This window comes from Azorhizophilus paspali (genome assembly GCF_043587585.2).
Classification (GTDB): domain Bacteria; phylum Pseudomonadota; class Gammaproteobacteria; order Pseudomonadales; family Pseudomonadaceae; genus Azotobacter; species Azotobacter paspali.
This window is the reverse complement of record NZ_CP171449.1, coordinates 2,787,675-2,810,577: the sequence shown is the minus strand read 5'-3', so window position 1 is coordinate 2,810,577 and position 22,903 is coordinate 2,787,675. Positions and strand designations below refer to the sequence as shown.

The 22,903-nt window shown below is 58.5% G+C and carries 14 protein-coding genes, 2 tRNA genes and 3 rRNA genes; 8 read left to right on the top strand and 11 right to left on the bottom strand.

The genetic code is table 11. The features are described from left to right. Nucleotide 1: 1 nt before the first annotated feature. Nucleotides 2-1,279, bottom strand: a complete 1,278-nt coding sequence (gene egtB, locus ACGI6K_RS13675) for an ergothioneine biosynthesis protein EgtB (RefSeq protein ID WP_376946195.1) — start codon at nt 1,277-1,279, stop codon at nt 2-4. 264 nt (nt 1,280-1,543) lie between these two features. Here egtB and ACGI6K_RS13670 point away from each other — a divergent pair, with 264 nt between their 5' ends. Further along, entirely contained in the window at nt 1,544-3,352 is a 1,809-nt protein-coding gene (locus tag ACGI6K_RS13670; RefSeq protein ID WP_376946193.1) for an ABCB family ABC transporter ATP-binding protein/permease, read from the top strand. A 94-nt stretch (nt 3,353-3,446) separates the two neighbouring features. Here ACGI6K_RS13670 and ACGI6K_RS13665 read toward each other — a convergent pair whose 3' ends face one another. Then, nucleotides 3,447-4,367, bottom strand: coding sequence for a LysR substrate-binding domain-containing protein (locus tag ACGI6K_RS13665; RefSeq protein WP_376946191.1), 921 nt, complete (start codon nt 4,365-4,367; stop codon nt 3,447-3,449). A 2,160-nt stretch (nt 4,368-6,527) separates the two neighbouring features. Here ACGI6K_RS13665 and ACGI6K_RS13660 point away from each other — a divergent pair. The 7 genes from ACGI6K_RS13660 to rrf all read left to right on the top strand — a co-directional run bounded on the left by ACGI6K_RS13660 (nt 6,528) and on the right by rrf (nt 15,314). Beyond that, nucleotides 6,528-7,508: an IS5 family transposase gene (locus ACGI6K_RS13660; protein WP_376946189.1), complete on the top strand. Its 981-nt coding sequence runs from the start codon at nt 6,528-6,530 to the stop codon at nt 7,506-7,508. A gap of 188 nt (nt 7,509-7,696) precedes the next feature. Next, nucleotides 7,697-9,604 carry a molecular chaperone HtpG gene (gene htpG / locus ACGI6K_RS13655; RefSeq protein WP_376946187.1) on the top strand — a complete coding sequence of 636 codons (1,908 nt, stop codon included), beginning with the start codon at nt 7,697-7,699 and terminating at the stop codon, nt 9,602-9,604. A 475-nt stretch (nt 9,605-10,079) separates the two neighbouring features. Beyond that, nucleotides 10,080-11,615 (top strand): 16S ribosomal RNA (locus ACGI6K_RS13650). A gap of 91 nt (nt 11,616-11,706) precedes the next feature. Beyond that, nucleotides 11,707-11,783 (top strand) — tRNA-Ile (locus tag ACGI6K_RS13645). Nucleotides 11,784-11,827: 44 nt separating this feature from the next. Further along, nucleotides 11,828-11,903 (top strand) — tRNA-Ala (locus ACGI6K_RS13640). 245 nt (nt 11,904-12,148) lie between these two features. Continuing rightward, nucleotides 12,149-15,040: ribosomal RNA gene (locus ACGI6K_RS13635) — 23S ribosomal RNA — on the top strand. Nucleotides 15,041-15,198: 158 nt separating this feature from the next. After that, nucleotides 15,199-15,314 (top strand): 5S ribosomal RNA (gene rrf, locus ACGI6K_RS13630). The 16S, 23S and 5S rRNA genes sit together here with 2 tRNA genes alongside, the layout of an rRNA operon. Before the next feature lie 244 nt (nt 15,315-15,558). On the opposite strand, the gene gloA is transcribed toward rrf, so the two are convergent. From gloA to rsxA, 9 genes are all read right to left on the bottom strand, one after another. Next, nucleotides 15,559-15,948, bottom strand: coding sequence for a lactoylglutathione lyase (gloA, locus tag ACGI6K_RS13625; protein WP_376948845.1), 390 nt, complete (start codon nt 15,946-15,948; stop codon nt 15,559-15,561). Between the two features lie 281 nt (nt 15,949-16,229). Further along, entirely contained in the window at nt 16,230-16,409 is a 180-nt protein-coding gene (locus tag ACGI6K_RS13620) for a PA3496 family putative envelope integrity protein (protein ID WP_012700540.1), read from the bottom strand. A 105-nt stretch (nt 16,410-16,514) separates the two neighbouring features. After that, nucleotides 16,515-17,153, bottom strand: a complete 639-nt coding sequence (gene nth / locus ACGI6K_RS13615; protein ID WP_376948842.1) for an endonuclease III — start codon at nt 17,151-17,153, stop codon at nt 16,515-16,517. Nucleotides 17,154-17,179: 26 nt separating this feature from the next. Continuing rightward, the gene (locus tag ACGI6K_RS13610; RefSeq protein ID WP_376948840.1) at nt 17,180-17,893 is read right to left on the bottom strand and encodes an electron transport complex subunit E; all 714 of its coding nucleotides are present in this window, start codon (nt 17,891-17,893) and stop codon (nt 17,180-17,182) included. Continuing rightward, nucleotides 17,890-18,543 carry an electron transport complex subunit RsxG gene (rsxG, locus tag ACGI6K_RS13605; RefSeq protein WP_376948838.1) on the bottom strand — a complete coding sequence of 218 codons (654 nt, stop codon included), beginning with the start codon at nt 18,541-18,543 and terminating at the stop codon, nt 17,890-17,892. Before rsxG ends, ACGI6K_RS13610 begins: the two co-directional genes overlap by 4 nt. Before the next feature lie 3 nt (nt 18,544-18,546). Continuing rightward, a complete protein-coding gene (locus tag ACGI6K_RS13600) occupies nt 18,547-19,578 on the bottom strand; it encodes an RnfABCDGE type electron transport complex subunit D (RefSeq protein WP_376948836.1) in 1,032 nt (343 codons plus the stop codon). A gap of 78 nt (nt 19,579-19,656) precedes the next feature. Beyond that, on the bottom strand, nt 19,657-21,723 hold the full coding sequence (gene rsxC, locus ACGI6K_RS13595) for an electron transport complex subunit RsxC (protein WP_376948834.1): 2,067 nt from the start codon (nt 21,721-21,723) through the stop codon (nt 19,657-19,659). After that, nucleotides 21,720-22,283: an electron transport complex subunit RsxB gene (gene rsxB, locus ACGI6K_RS13590; RefSeq protein WP_376948832.1), complete on the bottom strand. Its 564-nt coding sequence runs from the start codon at nt 22,281-22,283 to the stop codon at nt 21,720-21,722. The genes rsxC and rsxB overlap by 4 nt, the downstream gene beginning before the upstream one ends. Further along, on the bottom strand, nt 22,280-22,864 hold the full coding sequence (rsxA, locus tag ACGI6K_RS13585) for an electron transport complex subunit RsxA (RefSeq protein WP_376948830.1): 585 nt from the start codon (nt 22,862-22,864) through the stop codon (nt 22,280-22,282). The genes rsxB and rsxA overlap by 4 nt, the downstream gene beginning before the upstream one ends. Nucleotides 22,865-22,903: the final 39 nt, after the last annotated feature.

Sequence of the window (22,903 nt, the reverse complement as noted above, 5' to 3'; positions counted from 1 at the left end):
CTCAAGCCTCCTTGGCCAGGCGCAGCCCGGCGAATTGCCAGCGCATGGCTGGGTAGAAGAAGTTGCGATAGGTGGCGCGGATATGCGCCCGCGGGGTGACGCAGCAGCCACCGCGCAGGACCATCTGCCCGCACATGAACTTGCCGTTGTACTCGCCGAGACCACCCGGCAGCGGCTTGAAGCCCGGGTAGGGGCGGTAGGCGCTGGCGGTCCACTCCCAGACATCGCCATACAACTGGTATATCGGCGCGGCCTGTGGCGAGGCGACTGGATGCAGGTGATCGCTCTCGAGGAGGTTGCCGGTGATCGGCTGGCTGCGGGCGGCGATTTCCCATTCCGCCTCGCTGGGCAGGCGGGCGCCGGCCCAGCGGGCATAGGCGTCGGCTTCGTAGAAACTGATGTGGCAGACCGGCGCCTGCAGGTCTAGCGGACGTAGGCCACCCAGGGTCATTTCCAGCCAGCAGCCGTCCGTGCGCTGCCAGTACAGCGGCGCAAGCCAGCCGGCCTGACGGATCAGGTTCCAGCCATCGGCCAGCCAGAATTCCGGGCGGGCGTAGCCGCCGTCGCCCATGAAGGCGAGGTAGTCGGCGCAACTCACCGGCCGGCTGGCTAGGCGAAAGCTTTCGAGAAACTGGCGGTGCCGTGGCGTCTCGCAATCGAAGGCGAAGCCCTCGCCGCGGTAGCCGATCTGATGCAGGCCGCCGGAGTAGTCCCGCCAGCGAGGCTCGTCCGGCATTTGCGCGGGGCCTGGCCGCAGGTCGGTGCGGTAGGCCGGCCGCAGCGGGTTCTGCGCGAGGATATGCAGGATGTCCATGAGCAGCAGTTCCTGGTGCTGCTGTTCGTGCTGCAGGCCCAGCTCGACGCGGCGGACGATCTCCGCGCCATGCTCTTCCGGCGGTTGGGCGAGCAGTTCGCCCATGGCCGTGTCGACGTGCTGGCGATAGCGATAGACCTCGGCCACGCCGGGACGCGAGAGTAGGCCGCGGCTGGCGCGGGGAAAAGGCTGGCCGTGGGTCTCGTAATAGGAGTTGAACAGGTGGTCGTAGGCTTCGTCCATGACCCGGTAACCACGCAGGAAAGGTTGCAGCACGAAGGTTTCGAAGAGCCAACTGACATGGGCCAGGTGCCATTTCGGCGGACTCGTATCGGGCATGCTCTGGATGACGTAGTCTTCGATCTGCAGCGGTGCGCAGATCGCCTCACTGGTGGCGCGGATGCGCTGAAAGCGCTCCGCGAGTGCTGGCGGGGCACTCTCGTGGGGCGGCTGGGGGGACTGCATGCTTCGTTGCTCCTGGGAAATGAGCAAATCGCTCTCCTTGATATCTTTCTAGCAGAGGGAGTACCTGCATCCGCTGCGTGATGAAACCACGGTCGGCATGATGAAGCTCATTGGGTAGACTGCCCAGGTGTGGTACAGAGTTCCCCGGCATCGACCGGCTGTGCTGGTCGTCGAGATTGCAGTCGGCTGTCGGACGGGCCAGCATGTCCGGTCCGAAACCGGGCTTTGCGTGACAGCCTGTTCAGCCGTCGAGAGATTTTCCCCATGAGCCAAGACCATTCGGCTTCCGGAGCCGCTCCGCTGCGGCGGGCCCGCGAAGCGCGTAGCGATTTCGCGGTGATCGCCGATCTACTGCCTTATCTGCGTCCTTTCCTGGGGCGAATATTGCTGGCTCTGAGCTTGGTGTTCGTTGCCAAGCTGTGCAACCTGCTGGTGCCTGTCGTCCTCAAGCGGATCGTCGACGGTCTCAACGTCGAGCCCAGTCTGCCGATGCTGCCGGTCGGCCTGCTGCTGGCCTATGGGACTTCGCGGATCGGCGTAAGCCTGTTCACGGAACTGCGTCAGATGGTGTTCGCCCGGGTCATGGCGCGGACTTCGCGGCAGGTCACTCTCAAGGTGTTCCGTCATCTGCACGGGCTCAGTCTGAAATTCCATCTGGGTCGGCGTACTGGCGGCGTGGCGCGCGACGTGGAGCGCGGCGGCAGCGCCATCTCCGATCTGCTCGACTGGACCCTGTATTCGATCATTCCGATCTTCCTGGAAGTGATCCTGGTCACGACCGTGCTGGTCTGGGCCTACGACTGGCGCTTTGCCGCCGTCACCCTGGCTACCCTACTAGCCTACGGGGGCTGGACTTTCGCCATCACTGAATGGCGCACCCGCTACTATCGCGCCTCGGTGGAAGCCGATACCCGGGCCAACGAACGGGCGGTCGATTCGCTGCTCAACTACGAGACGGTCAAGTACTTCAATAACGAGGAGCACGAGGCGAGTCGCTACGACGAGACCCTGCACCGTCTGGAGAATGCCAGGGTCAAGTCCACCACCAGCCTGGCCGTGCTCAACCTCGGCCAGGTCGTACTGGTCTCGATCGGCGTCACCGCGATGATGTGGCTGGCTGCCGCCGGGGTGGTCGGCGGCAGCATGACGGTCGGCGACCTGGTGCTGGTCAACGCCTATCTGTTGCAGCTCTCCGCGCCGCTATTCCTGCTGGGAATGATGTACCGCGAAGTGAAGCAGGCGCTGACCAACATGGAGCGCCTGTTCGGTCTGCTCGACGAGCGCCAGGACGTGCAGGATTCGCCGGATGCCGAGCCGCTGGTCGCTACCCGGCCGAGCGTGCGCTTCAAGGCGGTGCGCTTCGGCTACGACCCGCGCCGGCAGATCCTGCACGATGTGGATTTCGAGATCCCGGCGGGTGGTACCGTAGCTGTGGTGGGACACTCGGGGTCGGGCAAGTCGACCCTGGCCCGTTTGCTGTACCGCTTCTACGACGTCGACGGCGGAGCTATCCTCATCGATGGCCGGGATATCCGCCGACTAACCCAGGCTTCGTTGCGCGGGACCATCGCCATCGTTCCCCAGGATACTGTGCTGTTCAACGACAGCATCTTCTACAACATCCGTTATGGTCGCCCGGAGGCCAGTCGCGAGGAGGTAGAGGCCGCGGCCCGCGCCGCGCACATCCATGCATTCATCCGGAGCCTGCCCGATGGCTACGATACTCAGGTGGGCGAGCGTGGCCTGAAGCTCTCCGGTGGCGAGAAGCAGCGCGTGGCGATTGCCCGGGCGATCCTGAAGAATCCCGGCGTTCTGATCTTCGACGAGGCTACTTCCGCGCTGGATTCCCAGTCCGAGCGGGCCATCCAGGCCGAACTCGAGCATATCCAGCGCGGCCGCACCACGTTGGTTATCGCCCATCGCCTGTCCACGGTGATGAATGCCGACCAAATCCTAGTGATGGACGGTGGACGGATCGTCGAGCGTGGGAGTCATGACGATCTGCTGGCTCGGGGTGGCCACTATGCACGGATGTGGCAGTTACAGCAGCGAGAGGTGGAGAGGGCAGACTGAGTCGGGAGCCTTTCCAAAGGGGGCGAAGTTTTCCCGGAACACTGCGTGCCGTGAGGTACGGCCAGCCGGCTTCGCGCCGGCTGATGCGACGGGATCAGGTTGCCAGAACGATTCCTCGTTCCTGGAGTTCTTCGAGGTTCGATCGGATAAATTGAATCAATGCGCGAATGGCAGGTGTCATGGCCCGGTGCGGTGGGGTGAGTGCCAGCAGGGGAAGGGCTGGCGGCTCGTGAGCTTCGAATAGCCGGAGCAGCCGGCCGCTGGCCAAGTCTCCGGCGCAGGCATAGAACGGCAGATGGGCCACGCCGAGCCCGTTGCGCGCAGCGTCGAGGAGAAGCGGCAGGTTGTCGCTACTGAAACAGGATTGGCGCAGCAGTCGCGGCGCGGCATTGCGCAGCAGCCATGGGCGAATGGCCTGCGGCGGACCGAACCCGAGGCAGTTCCGGTCGTCCAACTCGTCGGGATGCCGGAGGTGGCCGAGCCTTTTGCAGAGTTCCGGACTGGCAACCGTGACGAAGTGAACCTGACCTATAGGGTGCGCAACGATATCGGCGCTATCTGGCGGTTGCCCCTCGAGATAGAGAAGCAAGTCGTGGCGCTGTAGCGACAGCTCCGCATGGTTGCTATGCAACCCCAGGGCGAGTCTTACCTTGGGTTGACTGCTCGCGAAGCCGAGCAGAAGTTCGCCCAACACTTCTTGCAGTAGACTGGGAACGGCGAGGCGGATCAGTCCGGATGGGCCGCCTTGTACTTCCCGCGCGGCTCCCTCGGCAGCTTCGGTGGCGGCCAGTATGCCCAATGCGTGCCGGTACACCTGTTCGCCGGTACTGGTCATCGCAAAGCTGCGGGTACTGCGGTTCAGCAGGCGCACTCCCAAGCGCTGCTCGAGTTCGATGATGCGTCGGCTCAGACGTGAGCGTGGAATGCCGGTTTCGGCGGCTGCTGCCGTGAAGCCGCCGGCTTCGATGACGCGGACTAATAGGTAGAAGTCGGAAACATTGTTCAGGGTATCCATATGGGGAAGGCCTATCCATAGCAAAAAGCGATCATCTATCACTCTCGGCAGTGGGACAGCTTTCTCCATGCCAGTCAGGGGCTATTGGTTCCACGCCTCAATAGTGTAGTTAGCCATACTCATAAATCGAGTTACTTTTCCATGGCAGAGGAAAGCAAAGGTACCCCGTCGACCTTGGAATATCTAGGCGATGGAGCCTTCGTCGCCTGGCATCAAGAGGTGTCAGGGATGGATGAGGCGCGGTTATGGTTGCCAGGCTCTCTTGACACAAGATGGAGGGCATCGTGATATCAAGTATGCCGGTCTGGCTGGCTATGGACTGCAGTCCATGTACTGAGCGAGCGGGTGCGTAGCCATTCTACAACCGCGGACAGGCTTAACCCGCTTGCTCAGGATGTGAGCCGGGGCATGTGTCGAACCTGCACGATACGGCAGGCTTCGAGGCGCTTTCCCCGCATGGTTTGTCAAGATTTCCGTGAACTATCTCTGCTCGGACCCGGTTTCAGGCTCCGACGGAGCAGGAGTAGTCGGCGGGACAGTAGACGGGGCAGGCGTAGTAGTGGGCGCAGGTGGAGTGGGCTCCAATGGCCTCTCCTGGGTAGTGGGGCTCGAGGGCGGAGTGGCTGGAGCGGCGGGCGACGCTTTCTCGTCTTTCGATGAGTCACAGGCTGCCAGGCCCAAGGTGGCTGCCAGCAGTACGGCATAAGCAAGGGATTTGTGCATGGAGGTCTCCTTCGATGAGCGATCACGCTATCCAGTTCGAGCATGCCGATCCCCCGAAGTTCAATGGAGGACTGTATCGGTTCTCATAGGGGCTTCTGGTATCCGGCGGAATATTGATTCAGCAGTCGCTTTATAAGTATGCATTTGAAGCTATTTAAAATAATAATTGCAAGTTTACGACTCGTGTTCATTCTGGGTGTGGTTGCCCAGATCGTATCATTTCAAATTTTTCAAGGTTGATGCAGGTATGGGGGGCGGGAAAGACGAATTCATTTGGGGCGTGTAGGGTGGGCTCGGCCTGGCAATACTTCATATGCTGAGGCTTCGTCTATCTATAGGGTTCTGAGTCCAGTTTCGAAAAGCTTGCCGACCGGCTGCTTTACTGCAATGGAAAATAGATCTTCACTTTGACTCAGAAGAGATAGTCTTGCCTATGCAGTCGGGGCCGCTTGAAACGCCGCTTTGCAACGAAATCACTTCATTTGTATAGGCCTCTTCGTATGTTGCTCCCAGGCCAAGCATATAGAGATCAAATAAGATCTTCATCGATGGCAAGCTGCAACATTTTCTGGTGAAGCTGAACACGGATACGTCGCGTGACTGGCAGGTCAGTGATGCCATGGCGGATGGTAGCCGTGGGTCACGCCAGCCCATGGTCAGCATGGGCCTGGTGCGCTGCAAAGCTTGGCACGGGCTCTTCTTGCCGACACGCGCTTAGGTCAACTCGACGATGTCGTGCACCTTCGTGACGAAGTACGGGGCGTTCGAACGTTCAAAGTGCTTGCGGCGATGCGGTTATACACTAAAGAACTCGAAGTAGCGCGACCTGGCTCCTGGAGACCCTAATGGCCTGGGCTGTTGTATATGCGCTCTAATGCGTAGCCGGGTCGGGTGGAGCGTTGAGGATTGTTGAGCAAGGCTGCAACGGCAGCGTCATCCATAGGTACCCGGCCGACCCGATTTGGCCTTTTCATGCAGACCCGTCAGACCGTATTGGGCGCAGCGCTTTTTCCTGTGCGATATCGAGGGCAGGCTGACGCCGCCCCGTTGAGCGTCCGGGCGTTGGTCACACCCTTTGCCGTCAGCAGAGCAATGCAGGTTCGGTGCACCAGTGAGTGCGGGCGGCTGCGCGCGCTCGTCTTGCAAAGGCGTAATGCGAAGCTGGGGCGGGACATGAGGCCTTCTACGGACGAAAGGAGCCTCTCGGAGCTGCCTCACATATGTCTCTTGCGGGACGGCGCACCGGGGGAAGGCAAGTCCGCCAACTCCAGGCTCGGCCCCCAGAGCGTCCGGTCGATCGAGTTGCCCTATCTCCGAGACTGATCCGTCGCTTGAAATCTCGTCTTGACGCCCCATTTAGGGGAGTCATTAGGGAAATCCTGAAGAAGACTTCCCGAATCTGGTGAAATACGTCCGTCCCATTGCCCGAGCTCTCCGATGAAGCAATTGTCCTTCGCCGACGCCGAGTACGCCGGCAAGCGTAAACAGACCCGCAAGGAGCTGTTCCTGATCGAGATGGATCAGGTGGTGCCGTGGAAGGGCTTGATTGCCCTGATCGAGCCTCACTACCCCAAGGGTGAAGGTGGCCGTCCGGCCTATCCGTTGATAGCGATGCTGCGTGTGCACCTGATGCAGAACGGGTTTGGCTACAGCGATCCGGCGATGGAGGAGGCGCTGTACGAAACCACTCTGCTGCGACAGTTCGCCGGCCTGAGCCTGGAGCGCATCCCAGACGAGACGACCCTCCTCAACTTCCGCCGCCTGCTGGAGAAGCACGACCTGGCCGGGGGCATACTGGAGGTGATCAACGGCTACCTGGGCGAGCGCGGACTGTCACTGCGCCAGGGCACCCTCGTCGACACCACCTTGATCCATGCGCCGAGCTCGACCAAGAACCAGGACGGCAAGCGCGACCCGGAAATGCACTCGACCAAGAAGGGCAACCAGTACTACTTCGGCGCGAAAGCGCACATTGGCGCCGACGATGAATCGGGCCTGGTGCACAGCGTGGTGGTCACCGCGGCCAACGTGGCGGATGTCACCCAGGTCGACCAACTGCTGCATGGCGAGGAAAACGTAGTCTGTGCCGATACCGGTTATACCGGGGTCGAGAAGCGCCCCGAACATGAAGATCGCCAGGTCATCTGGCAGATCGCGGCCCGGCGCAGTGCCTACAAGAAACATGGCAAACACAGCGTGCTCTACAAGCAGATCCGCACGATCGAGAGAGCCAAGGCGCAGGTACGCGCGAAGGTCGAGCATCCGTTTCGGGTGATCAAGCGGCAGTTTCGCTACACCAGGGTGCATTTCCGAGGGCTGGTGAAGAACACCGCACAGCTGGTGACGCTGTTCGCCCTATCGAACCTTTGGATGGTGCGTCGACATTTACTGACGAATGCAGGAGAGGTGCGCCTGTAATGCGGGAAACGGTCGCCGCGACGTGCTCGTGGTGGCTAAAAATGCAGAAGCGAGCGGATGATCCGATCGTTTTTGATCGATTCTCCGCGTTCAAAGTCGGCGGGGGCTGAAGTCAGCCAGAAATACATGACTACTTCAGACCATCCTTAGAGTTGCAATATATGCCATCTGTATGGAGTCAGACGACCATGACTGTGGATATTCAAAAAGAAACGCTAAGCTTCCAGGCCGAGGTGAAGCAGTTGCTTCACCTGATGATTCATTCGCTCTATTCGAACAAGGAAATCTTTCTCCGCGAGTTGATTTCCAATGCTTCCGATGCGGCCGACAAATTGCGTTTCGAGGCCCTGTCCAGGCCTGAGCTGCTTGAGGATGATACGGAGCTGAAAATTCGCATCAGCTTTGACAAGGAGGGCAGGACCGTTACGCTTGAGGACAATGGCATCGGCATGAGCCGAGAAGACGCAATCCTTCACCTGGGAACCATCGCCAAATCGGGGACTGCTGATTTCCTGAAGAGCCTCTCGGGCGATCAGAAAAAGGATTCCCATCTGATCGGGCAGTTTGGTGTAGGGTTCTATTCTGCTTTTATCGTCGCTGAAAAGGTCGAGGTATTCAGCCGTCGGGCCGGACTGCCGGCCAGCGAAGGGGTGCATTGGGTATCGCAGGGCGAGGGTGATTTCGAGGTCTCGTCGATCGAGAAGCCCGAGAGGGGGACCAGAATCGTCCTGCACTTGAAGGCGGGGGAGGAGGAGTTCGCCGATGGATGGCGCTTGCGCAATATTGTAAGGAAGTATTCCGATCATATCGCCTTGCCCATTGAATTGCCAAAAGAGCATTTCAGTGATGACAAAGAGGATCGCCCGGCCTCAATCGAGTGGGAAACCGTAAATCGCGCCAGCGCCTTGTGGACTCGGCCTCGTAGCGAAATAAAGGACAATGAGTATCAAGAGTTCTACAAGCATGTCGCTCATGACTTTCAGGATGCTCTGACCTGGACTCACAACAAGGTCGAAGGCAAGCTGGAGTACACCTCGCTGCTTTATGTACCGAGCCACGCCCCCTTCGATCTCTATCACCGCGATGCACCTAAAGGGTTGAAGCTTTATGTGCAACGTGTATTCATCATGGATCAGGCTGATGAGTTTCTCCCTTTGTACTTGCGCTTCGTCAAGGGGGTGGTGGATTCCAATGATCTATCATTGAACGTATCCCGCGAAATCCTGCAGAAGGCCCCTATCATCGACTCGATGAAGTCCGCGCTGACAAAGCGTGTGCTGGATGTTCTGGAAAAACTGGCTAAGAGCGAGCCGGAAAAATACAAGACTTTCTGGGGGGCTTTCGGTCAGGTACTCAAGGAAGGGCCGGCGGAGGACTTCGCTAACAGAGAGCGTATCGCGGGCCTTCTACGATTTGCTTCTACGAGGGATGAGTCCGGCGAACAGAGTGTTGCCCTGGCAGATTACGTGGAGCGGATGTGTGAAGGTCAGGATAAAATCTATTACCTCACAGGTGAAAGCCATATCCAGATAGAAAACAGTCCCCATCTTGAAATTTTCCGCAAGAAAGGGATTGAGGTACTGCTGTTGACTGATCGCATTGATGAGTGGTTGATGGGGTACCTTACTGATTTTAGTGGCAAGCAATTTGTGGATGTTGCTCGCGGTGATCTCGACCTTGGCAAGCTGGACACAGATGAAGACAGGCAGGCCCAGAATGAAGCCGCCAAGGCCAAGGAAGGGCTGATCGAGCGCTTGAAGTCAGTGCTGGACGATCAAGTGACCGAGGTACGGGTGTCTCATCGCTTGACCGAGTCGCCGGCGATTCTGGCTCTTGGCGAGCAGGATCTTGGCTTGCAGATGCGTCAGATTCTCGAGGCTAGTGGGCAAAAGGTTCCAGAAGCGAAGCCGATTTTCGAGATCAACCCCGCGCATCCGCTGATTTTAAAGCTGGACACTGAGGTCGATGAGGACCGCTTCAAGGACTTCGCGCTGGTCATTTTCGATCAGGCCGTACTGGCGGCAGGTAATGGCTTGAAAAATCCCGCCGATTATGTGCAGCGCCTGAATCGGTTGCTGGTGGAGTTATCTGCCTGAGCGTTTGAGCCAGGCTCCATGGCTCGGAACGGGACGCGGCTCAAATCGTTCATTATCGAGCGAAAGTTGTGATCCTTGGAAAGTGGGTGGGTAATTTAGGCGTCCAGAAGACGGAAAATGGTTGACTTCCTGTTTTCAGGTCCTATAATGCGCCCCACTTTCTGCCTGGCAGGGCAAGCCCTTGAAAATCAACGGCTTGGCCATAAAGCAGGGCAGGAAATGGTCGGCGAAGAGGCTGCCAAACACGCCTCGAAACGCTTGACAGGTTCAACGGCTGCGGTAGAATGCGCGGCCTCGGATGGGGAAGCCCGGCCGAAACGCTCTTTAACAAAGTGGAATCAAGCAATTCGTGTGGGCGCTTGTGGCAAGCCTGGCATCGCAAGACAGTCAGCACGTCCAAGCGACTCGTGAATTCATGAGTTGAGATATGGCGATTGCTGAGCCGAGTTTAGGATCTTAGGATCCAAACGAATTGAAACTGAAGAGTTTGATCATGGCTCAGATTGAACGCTGGCGGCAGGCCTAACACATGCAAGTCGAGCGGCAGCGGGACCTTCGGGTTGCCGGCGAGCGGCGGACGGGTGAGTAATGCCTAGGAATCTGCCTGTTAGTGGGGGATAACGCGGGGAAACCCGCGCTAATACCGCATACGTCCTACGGGAGAAAGTGGGGGACCCTCGGGCCTCACGCTAACAGATGAGCCTAGGTCGGATTAGCTAGTTGGTGGGGTAAAGGCCCACCAAGGCGACGATCCGTAACTGGTCTGAGAGGATGATCAGTCACACTGGAACTGAGACACGGTCCAGACTCCTACGGGAGGCAGCAGTGGGGAATATTGGACAATGGGCGAAAGCCTGATCCAGCCATGCCGCGTGTGTGAAGAAGGTCTTCGGATTGTAAAGCACTTTAAGTTGGGAGGAAGGGCGCTCGGTCAATACCCAAGCGCCTTGACGTTACCGACAGAATAAGCACCGGCTAACTTCGTGCCAGCAGCCGCGGTAATACGAAGGGTGCAAGCGTTAATCGGAATTACTGGGCGTAAAGCGCGCGTAGGTGGTTCGGCAAGTTGGATGTGAAAGCCCCGGGCTCAACCTGGGAACCGCATCCAAAACTACTGGGCTAGAGTACGGTAGAGGGTGGTGGAATTTCCTGTGTAGCGGTGAAATGCGTAGATATAGGAAGGAACACCAGTGGCGAAGGCGACCACCTGGACCGATACTGACACTGAGGTGCGAAAGCGTGGGGAGCAAACAGGATTAGATACCCTGGTAGTCCACGCCGTAAACGATGTCGACTAGCCGTTGGGCTCCTTGAGAGCTTAGTGGCGCAGCTAACGCATTAAGTCGACCGCCTGGGGAGTACGGCCGCAAGGTTAAAACTCAAATGAATTGACGGGGGCCCGCACAAGCGGTGGAGCATGTGGTTTAATTCGAAGCAACGCGAAGAACCTTACCTGGCCTTGACATCCTGCGAACGTTCCAGAGATGGAGCGGTGCCTTCGGGAGCGCAGAGACAGGTGCTGCATGGCTGTCGTCAGCTCGTGTCGTGAGATGTTGGGTTAAGTCCCGTAACGAGCGCAACCCTTGTCCTTAGTTACCAGCACCTCGGGTGGGCACTCTAAGGAGACTGCCGGTGACAAACCGGAGGAAGGTGGGGATGACGTCAAGTCATCATGGCCCTTACGGCCAGGGCTACACACGTGCTACAATGGTCGGTACAAAGGGTTGCCAAGTCGCGAGGCGGAGCCAATCCCAGAAAACCGATCGTAGTCCGGATCGCAGTCTGCAACTCGACTGCGTGAAGTCGGAATCGCTAGTAATCGCGAATCAGAATGTCGCGGTGAATACGTTCCCGGGCCTTGTACACACCGCCCGTCACACCATGGGAGTGGGTTGCTCCAGAAGTAGCTAGTCTAACCCTCGGGAGGACGGTTACCACGGAGTGATTCATGACTGGGGTGAAGTCGTAACAAGGTAGCCGTAGGGGAACCTGCGGCTGGATCACCTCCTTAATCGAAGATCCGGCTTTTCATAAGCACCCACACGAATTGCTTGATTCCCTGGCAAACAGCGATTGGGTTTAGACCCGAGAGTGAGACGATTGGGTCTGTAGCTCAGTTGGTTAGAGCGCACCCCTGATAAGGGTGAGGTCGGCAGTTCGAATCTGCCCAGACCCACCAATTGTCACGGGGTGTGGCCAGTGTCGACCTCGCGCAAGGCAAGAGGGGCCATAGCTCAGCTGGGAGAGCGCCTGCTTTGCACGCAGGAGGTCAGGAGTTCGATCCTCCTTGGCTCCACCATCCACCACCATCGCTGAAAGCTTAGAAATGAGCATTTCCCATCGGGCGAATGCTGATTTCTGGTCTTTGCGCCAGAACCGTTCTTTAACAATTCGGGTATGTGATAGAAGTACGACGCGCCGCTCGTTTCACTGCGGTCGGCGCGGTCAAGGCAAATGTGCGAGTTCAAGCGCAAATGTTCGGCAAATGTCGTCTTCACACCAGCCAGGCACGGCCGCGAGGCCACAGATTGCTTGGGGTTATATGGTCAAGTGAAGAAGCGCATACGGTGGATGCCTTGGCAGTCAGAGGCGATGAAAGACGTGGTAGCCTGCGATAAGCGTCGGGGAGGCGGCAAACGGCCCGTGATCCGGCGATCTCTGAATGGGGAAACCCACCCGGCACAAGCCGGGTATCTTGTCCTGAATCCATAGGGGCAAGAGGCGAACCAGGGGAACTGAAACATCTAAGTACCCTGAGGAACAGAAATCAACCGAGATTCCCTTAGTAGTGGCGAGCGAACGGGGAGCAGCCCTTAAGTTGGCGAGGGATTAGTGGAAGGCTCTGGAAAGGGCCGCCGTAGCGGGTGATAGCCCCGTACACGAAAGTCCCTGGTCAATGAAATCGAGTAGGACGGCGCACGTGAAACGTTGTCTGAACATGGGGGGACCATCCTCCAAGGCTAAATACTCCTGACTGACCGATAGTGAACCAGTACCGTGAGGGAAAGGCGAAAAGAACCCCGGAGAGGGGAGTGAAATAGATCCTGAAACCGTATGCGTACAAGCAGTGGGAGCCCACTTGGTTGGGTGACTGCGTACCTTTTGTATAATGGGTCAGCGACTTATATTCAGTGGCAAGCTTAACCGTATAGGGGAGGCGTAGCGAAAGCGAGTCTTAATAGGGCGCCAAGTCGCTGGGTATAGACCCGAAACCGGGCGATCTATCCATGAGCAGGTTGAAGGTTAGGTAACACTGACTGGAGGACCGAACCGACTCCCGTTGAAAAGGTAGCGGATGACTTGTGGATCGGAGTGAAAGGCTAATCAAGCTCGGAGATAGCTGGTTCTCCTCGAAAGCTATTTAGGTAGCGCCTCGTGTATCACTGCCGGGGGTAGAGCACTGTTTCGGCTAGGGGGTCATCCCGACTTACCAAACCGATGCAAACTCCGAATACCGGCAAGTGCCAGCACGGGAGACACACGGCGGGTGCTAACGTCCGTCGTGAAAAGGGAAACAACCCAGACCGTCAGCTAAGGTCCCAAAGTCCTGGTTAAGTGGGAAACGATGTGGGAAGGCTTAGACAGCTAGGAGGTTGGCTTAGAAGCAGCCACCCTTTAAAGAAAGCGTAATAGCTCACTAGTCGAGTCGGCCTGCGCGGAAGATGTAACGGGGCTCAAACCAGGCACCGAAGCTACGGGTGCAGCGCAAGCTGCGCGGTAGAGGAGCGTTCTGTACGCCTGTGAAGGTGAGTCGAGAGGCTTGCTGGAGGTATCAGAAGTGCGAATGCTGACATGAGTAACGACAATGGGTGTGAAAAACACCCACGCCGAAAGACCAAGGGTTCCTGCGCAACGTTAATCGACGCAGGGTGAGTCGGCCCCTAAGGCGAGGCTGAAAAGCGTAGTCGATGGGAAACGGGTTAATATTCCCGTACTTCTGGTTACTGCGATGGGGGGACGGAGAAGGCTAGGCCAGCTTGGCGTTGGTTGTCCAAGTTTAAGGCGGTAGGCCGATCACTCAGGCAAATCCGGGTGGTCAAGGTCGAGAACCGATGACGAGCCTTCTTATACGAAGGCGAAGTGGTTGATGCCCTGCTTCCAAGAAAAGCCTCTAAGCTTCAGGTAACCAGGAACCGTACCCCAAACCGACACAGGTGGTCGGGTAGAGAATACCAAGGCGCTTGAGAGAACTCGGGTGAAGGAACTAGGCAAAATGGCACCGTAACTTCGGGAGAAGGTGCGCCGGTGAGGGTTAAGGGTTTACCCCGTAAGCCCATGCCGGTCGAAGATACCAGGCCGCTGCGACTGTTTATTAAAAACACAGCACTCTGCAAACACGAAAGTGGACGTATAGGGTGTGACGCCTGCCCGGTGCCGGAAGGTTAATTGATGGGGTTAGCGCAAGCGAAGCTCTTGATCGAAGCCCCGGTAAACGGCGGCCGTAACTATAACGGTCCTAAGGTAGCGAAATTCCTTGTCGGGTAAGTTCCGACCTGCACGAATGGCGTAACGATGGCGGCGCTGTCTCCACCCGAGACTCAGTGAAATTGAAATCGCTGTGAAGATGCAGTGTATCCGCGGCTAGACGGAAAGACCCCGTGAACCTTTACTGTAGCTTTGCACTGGACTTTGAGCCTGCTTGTGTAGGATAGGTGGGAGGCTGTGAAGGGGGGACGCCAGTTCCCCCGGAGCCATCCTTGAAATACCACCCTGGCATGCTTGAGGTTCTAACTCCGGTCCGTTATCCGGATCGAGGACAGTGTATGGTGGGCAGTTTGACTGGGGCGGTCTCCTCCCAAAGCGTAACGGAGGAGTACGAAGGTGCGCTCAGCGTGGTCGGAAATCACGCGCAGAGTATAAAGGCAAAAGCGCGCTTGACTGCGAGACAGACACGTCGAGCAGGTACGAAAGTAGGTCTTAGTGATCCGGTGGTTCTGTATGGAAGGGCCATCGCTCAACGGATAAAAGGTACTCCGGGGATAACAGGCTGATACCGCCCAAGAGTTCATATCGACGGCGGTGTTTGGCACCTCGATGTCGGCTCATCACATCCTGGGGCTGAAGCCGGTCCCAAGGGTATGGCTGTTCGCCATTTAAAGTGGTACGCGAGCTGGGTTTAGAACGTCGTGAGACAGTTCGGTCCCTATCTGCCGTGGACGTTTGAGATTTGAGAGGGGCTGACCTTAGTACGAGAGGACCGGGTTGGACGAACCTCTGGTGTTCCGGTTGTCACGCCAGTGGCACTGCCGGGTAGCTACGTTCGGAAGAGATAACCGCTGAAAGCATCTAAGCGGGAAACTCGCCTCAAGATGAGATCTCACCGGGGCCTTGAGCTCCCTGAAGGGCCGTCGCAGACTACGACGTTGATAGGTGGGGTGTGTAAGCGTTGTGAGGCGTTGAGCTAACCCATACTAATGGCCCGTGAGGCTTGACCATATAACGCCCAAACAATCTGTTGTCCGCCGCAGGGTGGCCTGCAGAGGGCGCAGCCGACAGGCCGAAGATTTGGCTGGACCGCACATTGCCGGAAACAGGTTACTGCTATCACCGACCCGATTGGCTGTCGTGTCCTCGACACGGCGGCAACCGAATTGCTTGACGATCATAGAGCGTTGGAACCACCTGATCCCATCCCGAACTCAGCCGTGAAACGACGCCTCGCCGATGGTAGTGTGGGGTTTCCCCATGTGAGAGTAGGTCATCGTCAAGCCCCTTTTGCGAACCCCCGGACCGTCTCATCGGCCCGGGGGTTTTTGCTCGCCCCGGGCGCACTCCCGCCTCGGCAAAAGCTCGTCTCTCCGCTCGTTTCGTTTGGGAGAGGCGACCACCTTTGATACTGAGTCATGCCATCACACCGTAGGACCAAGCACACTGAATTATTTCGAATGAACTACAGTGTGATTTGTTTTTCTATTGTGTTGAGCATGTTTCTATAGCTTTTGGCTATTATTCAGTTAGGATTGATTTTCTTGGATAAGTTCGATCTTGTAACCGTCCGGATCCGTTACAAATGCAATGATCGTTGTGCCATGCATCATGGGGCCAGCCTCTCTGATTACATTCCCGCCGTTTTGCTTGATATCGTCACAAGCCTTGTAGGCATCATCGACAGCAATGGCAATATGCCCGAAAGCATTGCCCATTTCGTATCCGTTAACACCCCAATTATATGTAAGTTCAATGACGGAATTTTCCTCTTCTTTTCCGTACCCAACGAAGGCTAGCGTGAATTTCCCTTCGGGATAATCGTGCTTTCTTAGAAGGCTCATGCCCAGAATACGGGTATAGAAGTCGATCGATTTTTCCAGGTCGCTCACACGGATCATGGTGTGTAGAAGGCGCATGTCTAGTCCTTGTGTGTATGGGCATTGGAAAAATTTTAGAAAGAAGCATGCCAAAGAGCAAATCGCGGCTGAAGAATCGGATACTGGAGAATAGTTGGCTATGATCGCGGGACTGTGAAAAAGGAGAAGGCAAAGACTCTGCTCCATGTAAAGACGACCTTTGCCTGGCTGGGTAAGGGCTAAGAGCAAGACGGTACTTTTAGTATCAGTTTAATCTGAAGCATACGCTTGAGGGCGGATTAATCCAGGCTTGGAAATTGCTGAATTTCAAGAAGCTGGACTCATATATCGAAGTCGTAGTCAGCAAGATCTTTCTGCAGGCGACGTTCTTCAAGGTAGTTATCTATGATCCGGCGCTTGGTCAGGTTGGTTTTGGCTACTTCAACTTCGGTTCCGGTGTCATCCGCTTCCTCTGCAACGAAGTCTTCGTCCAGTTCAATATCGGCTTTGTCGGTGGCCATATTGTTCACTCCTGGCTATGGGCGCTATGGCGCTTCTTATAGCGGCAAAGCCTGAGAGGGTAAAAAAGATTTTTTCAATTGATCTGCTGTATTTGCAATGAAAGGTTAATCGTCGGATGTCTTGTGTTTGTACTCGCACAGGTCTTCGATGCGGCAACTGCCACACAGTGGCTTGCGGGCCTTGCACACATAGCGACCATGCAGGATCAGCCAGTGGTGAGCATCCAGGAGATACTCCTTGGGCACCAGTCTGACGAGCTTGCGTTCAACTTCCAACACGTTCTTGCCTGGTGCGAGGCGAGTGCGGTTGCTGACTCGGAAGATATGCGTATCCACTGCCATGGTGAAGTGGCGGAAGGCCGTGTTGAGCACCACATTGGCTGTCTTGCGACCGACTCCAGGCAGCGCTTCCAGAGCTTCTCGCTTGTCCGGAACCTGACTGTCGTGCTTCTCGATGAGGATGCGACACGTCTCGATGATGTTTTTGGCCTTGCTGTTGAACAAGCCAATGCTCTTGATGTATTCGCTCAGGCTTTCTACGCCCAAGGAGAGTATGGCTTCCGGAGTATTCGCCACCGGAAAGAGTTTGGCGGTCGCCTTGTTCACACTGACATCGGTGGCTTGAGCGGAGAGAATCACCGAGATCAGCAGTTCGAAAGGGCTGCTATAGAGTAATTCCGTTTTAGGGGTTGGGTTGTCTTCCTGAAAACGGCGAAAGATTTCCCGGCGTTTGTCTGCATTCATGGTTGGGCGGATTTCAGGCTAAGGATTCACTCGATTACCCCAGTCACTCGCACGCGGCGGCTGGGGCTGGAGGCTTGTGGCTGAAAGGTCTTGCTTCGTTCGGCTCGGTGCTCGTCGATCCGGTTCTTTGCCGCGATCAGGAGACCCAGAACGATAAAAGCCCCAGGCGGCAATATGGCCAGCAGAAAACCTTTGTAGTCGTCGATCAGCACGATATGCCAATCGGTCGCCGCGGGTCCGAACAGCAGATGCATGTTGGCGAACAATCCGCCGGTACCGAATATCTCGCGGACTCCGCCCAGCATGACGAGTACCACGGCGAAACCCAACCCCATCATCAATCCGTCGAAGCCCGCCAGCAGGAGAGAATGCCTAGCGGCAAAACCGTCGGCACGACCGAGTATCATGCAGTTGGTGGTAATCAACGGGATGAAGATGCCGAGGATCTGGTAAAGCTCATAGGTGAAGGCCTGCATCAGGAGCTCGATACAGGTGGTCAGTGCGGCGATGATCATCACGAAAACCGGCAGGCGCACCGCAGTATTCACCACCCCGCGTATCAGCGATACGGCCATGCTGGAGCTGCCTAATACCAGGATTGTGGCCAGCCCGAGTCCCAAGGCATTGACAATGGAGTTGCTCACGCCGAGCAGAGGACAGAGTCCGAGAAGCTGCACCAGTGCCGGATTATTCTTCCAAAGCCCGTTGGCGCTCAGCTCGCGATAGCTGGGATTGCTCATGGCTCCTTCCTCTGCTGACCGGCGATCTGTGCGTTCAAAAGCCTCGCCTTGTTGGCCTGAAAATACTGCAAGGCTTGGTGAGTCGCCTTGACCACGGCTCGCGGGGTGATGGTCGCTCCGGCAAACTGGTCGAAAGCTCCACCATCCTTTTTCACGGCCCATCCGGACTCAACCGGGCTCTCAAGGGATTTGCCCTCGAAACCTCGGATCCAGGGATCCTTAGCCAGCTCGATCCGATCCCCCAGGCCGGGCGTTTCCCGGTGGTCTATGGCTCGTACTCCGGCCAGTCGCCCATTTGCCAGGATACCGATCAGTAGATGGATGGCGCCACTATAGCCATCTGGAGCCGTGACGCGAAGGATCACGGCGGTGACCTGTCCATTCTTGCCGGCGAGGTATGCCGGCTGCGGGCCACGATGGCCGAGCAACGGTTCGTTGAGCTGGATGGTACTAGCGAGCAGGTCGTTGTCGTAGCTACCGGCCGGGAGAATCTCGCCCAAGGCGCGGATCTGGGACTGGCGTTCGGCAGCTTGGATCCGTTCAGCCGTACCCCGTTGGAGCAGTGTGACCCCGCCGACCGTGACTACTGCAAACAGTCCCAATACCAGGCCGTTCTTCAACATCGAGCGACCGACTTCCGGCAAGTGCATGGTTTAGCCCCCTACCTTGAAGCCGCGCTCAGCCTTGCGATGCCCATAGGTGCGCGGGCGACTGAAGTAGTCGATGGCCGGTGCGGCCAGGTTCATCAGCAGCACGGCGAAGGCCACTCCGTCCGGGTATCCTCCCCAGGCGCGGATCACATAGACGAGGATGCCGACGCCTGTTCCGAAAATCAGTCGCCCCTGGTTACTGGTAGCGCCGCTCACCGGATCGGTGACGATAAAGAAAGCGCCTAGCATGGTTGCACCGCTCAGCAGATGAAACAGGGGCGAGCCGTTGGAGTCGGAGTCCGCGCCGTTCCAGAACAGTAGGCTCATGACGAACAGCGCTCCGAGCATGCCGGCCGGCGCGTGCCAGCCGAACAGACGGCGCCGAAGCATGAACAGGCCGCCGACAAGAAAGGCAAGATTGACCCACTCGGCTCCCCGGCTTCCCAGATGGCCGAAGGCCATATTCTGTGCCCGAAGTTCGTCCATCGTCAGGCTTCGGTTGGTCTTCAGCGCGTCCAGGGCCGTCGCCTGACTCCAGCCGTCAGGCAGGGAGGCGATGCCAAAGGTATGTTGAATGCCTTCGGTCAGCCCGACGACATGGGGAACAGGCCAGGCGGTCATTTCCACCGGGAAGGAAACCAGCGCCACTACGTAGCCGACCATCGCCGGGTTGAAGGGGTTCTGTCCCAACCCGCCATAGACGTGTTTGCCGAACAGGATGGCGAAACCGCAGGCGGTCAGAGTCAGCCACCAGGGCGACTGAGGTGGCAGGGCGAGGGCCAGCAGCACGGCCGTGACCAGAGCGCTGCAGTCGTTGAGAAAGAAACCGACAGGACGCTGCCGGAGGCGCAGAACGGCAGCCTCGAGACCGAGCGCCATGGCGCTCGCCAAGAGCAGATTGATCAGGGGGGCGAAACCATATAGCCAAGTCAGCGTCAACAGACCGGGCAGGGTCGCGACCAGCACTTGCTGCATGATCCGGCGGGTACGGTTGCTGCCCGTCGCGTGGGGTGAAGTGATGCGGGGCAGGGCCATTGGCTCTCCGTTGTGTACTTGCCCAGGGGCGCGGCTATCGGGCTCGCCGGTTGGCTGCCGTAGAAGGCCACTGCCGGGTCATTCGCTTTGGTATTCCGCCAGCCGGCGCTCGGCTTCGGCCAGGCGCGTCCGGGTCGATTCCAGCACGGCTGGATCGATTGTCGCGTCGCGTTCCAGTTTGCGCAGGTCGGCGCGGGCGAAGGCGAGTTCGGTCTTCAGGGTCCGCAACTTTTCATCCACCGGGCGTTTATCGATCCGCACCAATTGCGGTGCGGGCCTGTTCGAAGCCTCCTCGGCGGCATGCAGAGCCCGCTCGGCGTCGGCCAGGGCCTCGCGCAGGCGAGTCAGTTCGTTGTCGTCGGCATTGGCCTTCTCGGCCTTCTTCAACTCGGTACGCCTCATTGCCAACTCGATCTTGGCTTTCTTCAGTGCTGTGTCGTTGCTTACCGACGGTGCTGCCGGAGTAGTTGCCTCCAGTGCCCTGCGTGCCGCCTCGGCAGCGGCACGCAGTTCGGCGACCTGGGCTTCCAGCTCTGCCGTGGGGTGGACGGCGAGCTGCTTCTCGGCCTTTTTCAAGGCGACTTGGGCCATGCTCGCCTCGATCTTCAGCTTTTTCTGGTGCTCGGAGAGTTCGGTCGGTCGGCTGGCAAGCGAAGTTTCCTGATGGGGCACCGAGCTGCTTTCCGCCTGTACCGCCCTGGCCCGGGCGGCCTTTTCGACGCGAGTCTGGCGTTCGGCTTCCTTCTGTTCCTCGGACTTGCGCAGGCGCTCCTGGCGCAGCTCGAAACGTAGCTTGGAATGCCTGGCCTTGTGCCGCTTCTGCTCCAGTTCGCGGATTTCCGCCTTGGCCGCACGGTAGTACTGCACCAGCGGCAGGTTGGAGGGGCAGACGTAAGCACAGGCGCCGCATTCGATGCAGTCGAATAGGTTGTATGCCCTGAGTTGCCCGTGTTCCCGACCGAGGGCGAAGAAATGCAGTTGCTGCGGCAGCAGGCTGGCCGGACAGACATCGGCGCAGGCACCGCAGCGAATGCACGGCAGCGCCGGTGGCGGAGCCGGCAACTCGCTGCGGGTCGGTGCCAGCAGGCAGTTAGCAGTCTTGATCAGGGGCACGTCAAGCGAGGGCAGGGTGAAGCCCATCATCGGACCGCCCATGATCAGGCGGTCCATGCGCGCCTCATCCAGCCCGGCGAAGGCCAGCAGTTCGCCTACCGGTGTGCCGAGCAGGGCCTCGACGTTCATCGGCCGGGCCAGGGCTTCGCCAGTCAGGGTGACGATGCGCGAGATCAGCGGCCGCCCCAGGAGTACCGCGTCATGGATGGCGACACAGGTGCCGACGTTCTGGCAGAGCATGCCGATATCCGCCGGCAGGCCGCCGCTCGGCACCTGTTGGCCAGTGAGGGTTTCGATCAGTTGCCGTTCGCCGCCGGACGGATACTTGGTCGGCAGTACCCGTAGGCCGAACGACCGCTCGCCGAGGGCGGCGCGCACCGCGTCGATCGCCTCGGACTTGTTATCCTCGATGCCGATGAGCACCTGCTCGGGTTCGATCAGTTGCACGAGGATATCGATGCCGATAATCAGCTCGGCCGCTCTTTCTCGCATCAGCCGGTCATCGGCAGTGATATAGGGCTCGCATTCGGCACCGTTGACGATCAGCGTGTGGATCTTCCGCTGCGGGCGTGCCGTCAGCTTCACCGCCGTAGGGAAGCCGGCGCCGCCCAGGCCGCTGATACCGGCCTGGCGGATTCTCTCCAGCAATATCGCCGGCTCCAGGCTGCGATAGTCGGCACAAGGCTCCAGGGCGGTCCATTCATCCAGGCCGTCGCTATCGATGACGATGGCCGGTGCGAGCAGGCCGGAAACGTGGGGATAAGGTTGCATGCCGACGAAGCTCACCGTGCCGGAGGTCGGGGCGTGCAGCGGCGCGCTGACCCGTCCGTTGGCTGTGGCGATCGGCTGACCCTTGAGGAGCCGCTCGCCGACCGTGACGATCGGCTCGGCCAGGGCGCCGATGTGCTGTCCGAGCGGCAGGATCAGACGCGCGGGTAACGGCACCCTCTGGATCGGCGTGCGGTTGGAGAGTTCCTTGCGTTCCGGTGGGTGAATGCCACCCTGGAATTCCCAGAGTTTCGCTTCGCTCATGCCGCTCGCTCCCGATCGCTGGCGATCAGTCGGCCGGGAGGTAGGGGCAGCTCCCACTTCCAGTCCTGCAGTGTGTCGGCGATCAAAAGCATGTCGATGCAGTCCAACGGGCAAGGTTCGACGCAGAGATCGCAGCCGGTGCATTCGGCGGCGATCACCGTGTGCATGTGCCTGGCGGCGCCGACGATGGCGTCCACCGGACAGGCCTGTAGGCATTTGGTGCAGCCGATGCACTCCGCTTCGCGGATGCGTGCGACCATTCGCGGCTTCTCGCCTTCGGGGGAGTCCAGCGGTTCGGGCTCGAGGTCCAGCAACTCGGCCAGAGCCAGGATGGTCGCCTCGCCACCGGGCGGGCACTTGTTGATCCTGTCGCCGGCGGCGATGGCTTCGGAGTAGGGCTTGCAGCCGGGATAGCCGCACTGGCCGCACTGGGTCTGCGGTAGCAGGGCATTGATCTGTTCGGCGACGGGATTGCCCTCGACGCGAAAACGCACCGCCGCATAACCGAGGATGGCACCGCACACCAGACACAGCAGGAACAGGGCGAGCACGGCGGTCATGGCTTGATCAATCCGGAAAAGCCCATGAAGGCCAGGGACATCAGGCCGGCGGTGATCAGGCCGATGGCCGCGCCCTTGAAGGGTTTGGGTACATCGGCGATAGCGATGCGCTCGCGCATGGCGGCGAACAGCACCAGCACCAGGGAAAAACCGAGGCCGGCGCCGAAGCCGTTGATGCCGGACTCGAGGAAGCCGTAACCCGCCTTGTTGGCGTTGAGCAGGGCCACGCCGAGGACGATGCAGTTGGTGGTGATCAGCGGCAGGAAGATGCCCAGAACGCGGTAAAGCAACGGACTGGTCTTGTTCACCAGCATTTCGGTGAACTGCACCACCACGGCGATCACCAGGATGAAACCGATGGTGCGCAGGTATTCCAGATCCAGCGGCACGAGCACGTACCGTTGCAGCAGATAGCTGCACATGGTCGCCAGGGTCAGCACGAAGGTGGTGGCCAGGGCCAGGCCGATGGCCGTCTCGATCCGCTTCGACACGCCCATGAAAGGACAGAGGCCGAGAAATTGCACCAGCACGAAGTTGTTGACCAGGATGGCGCCAACCAGGATCAGGACGAGTTCGGTCATCGCGGGGATACCGTCGGGCGGGCAGAGGGCGGGAGAGAA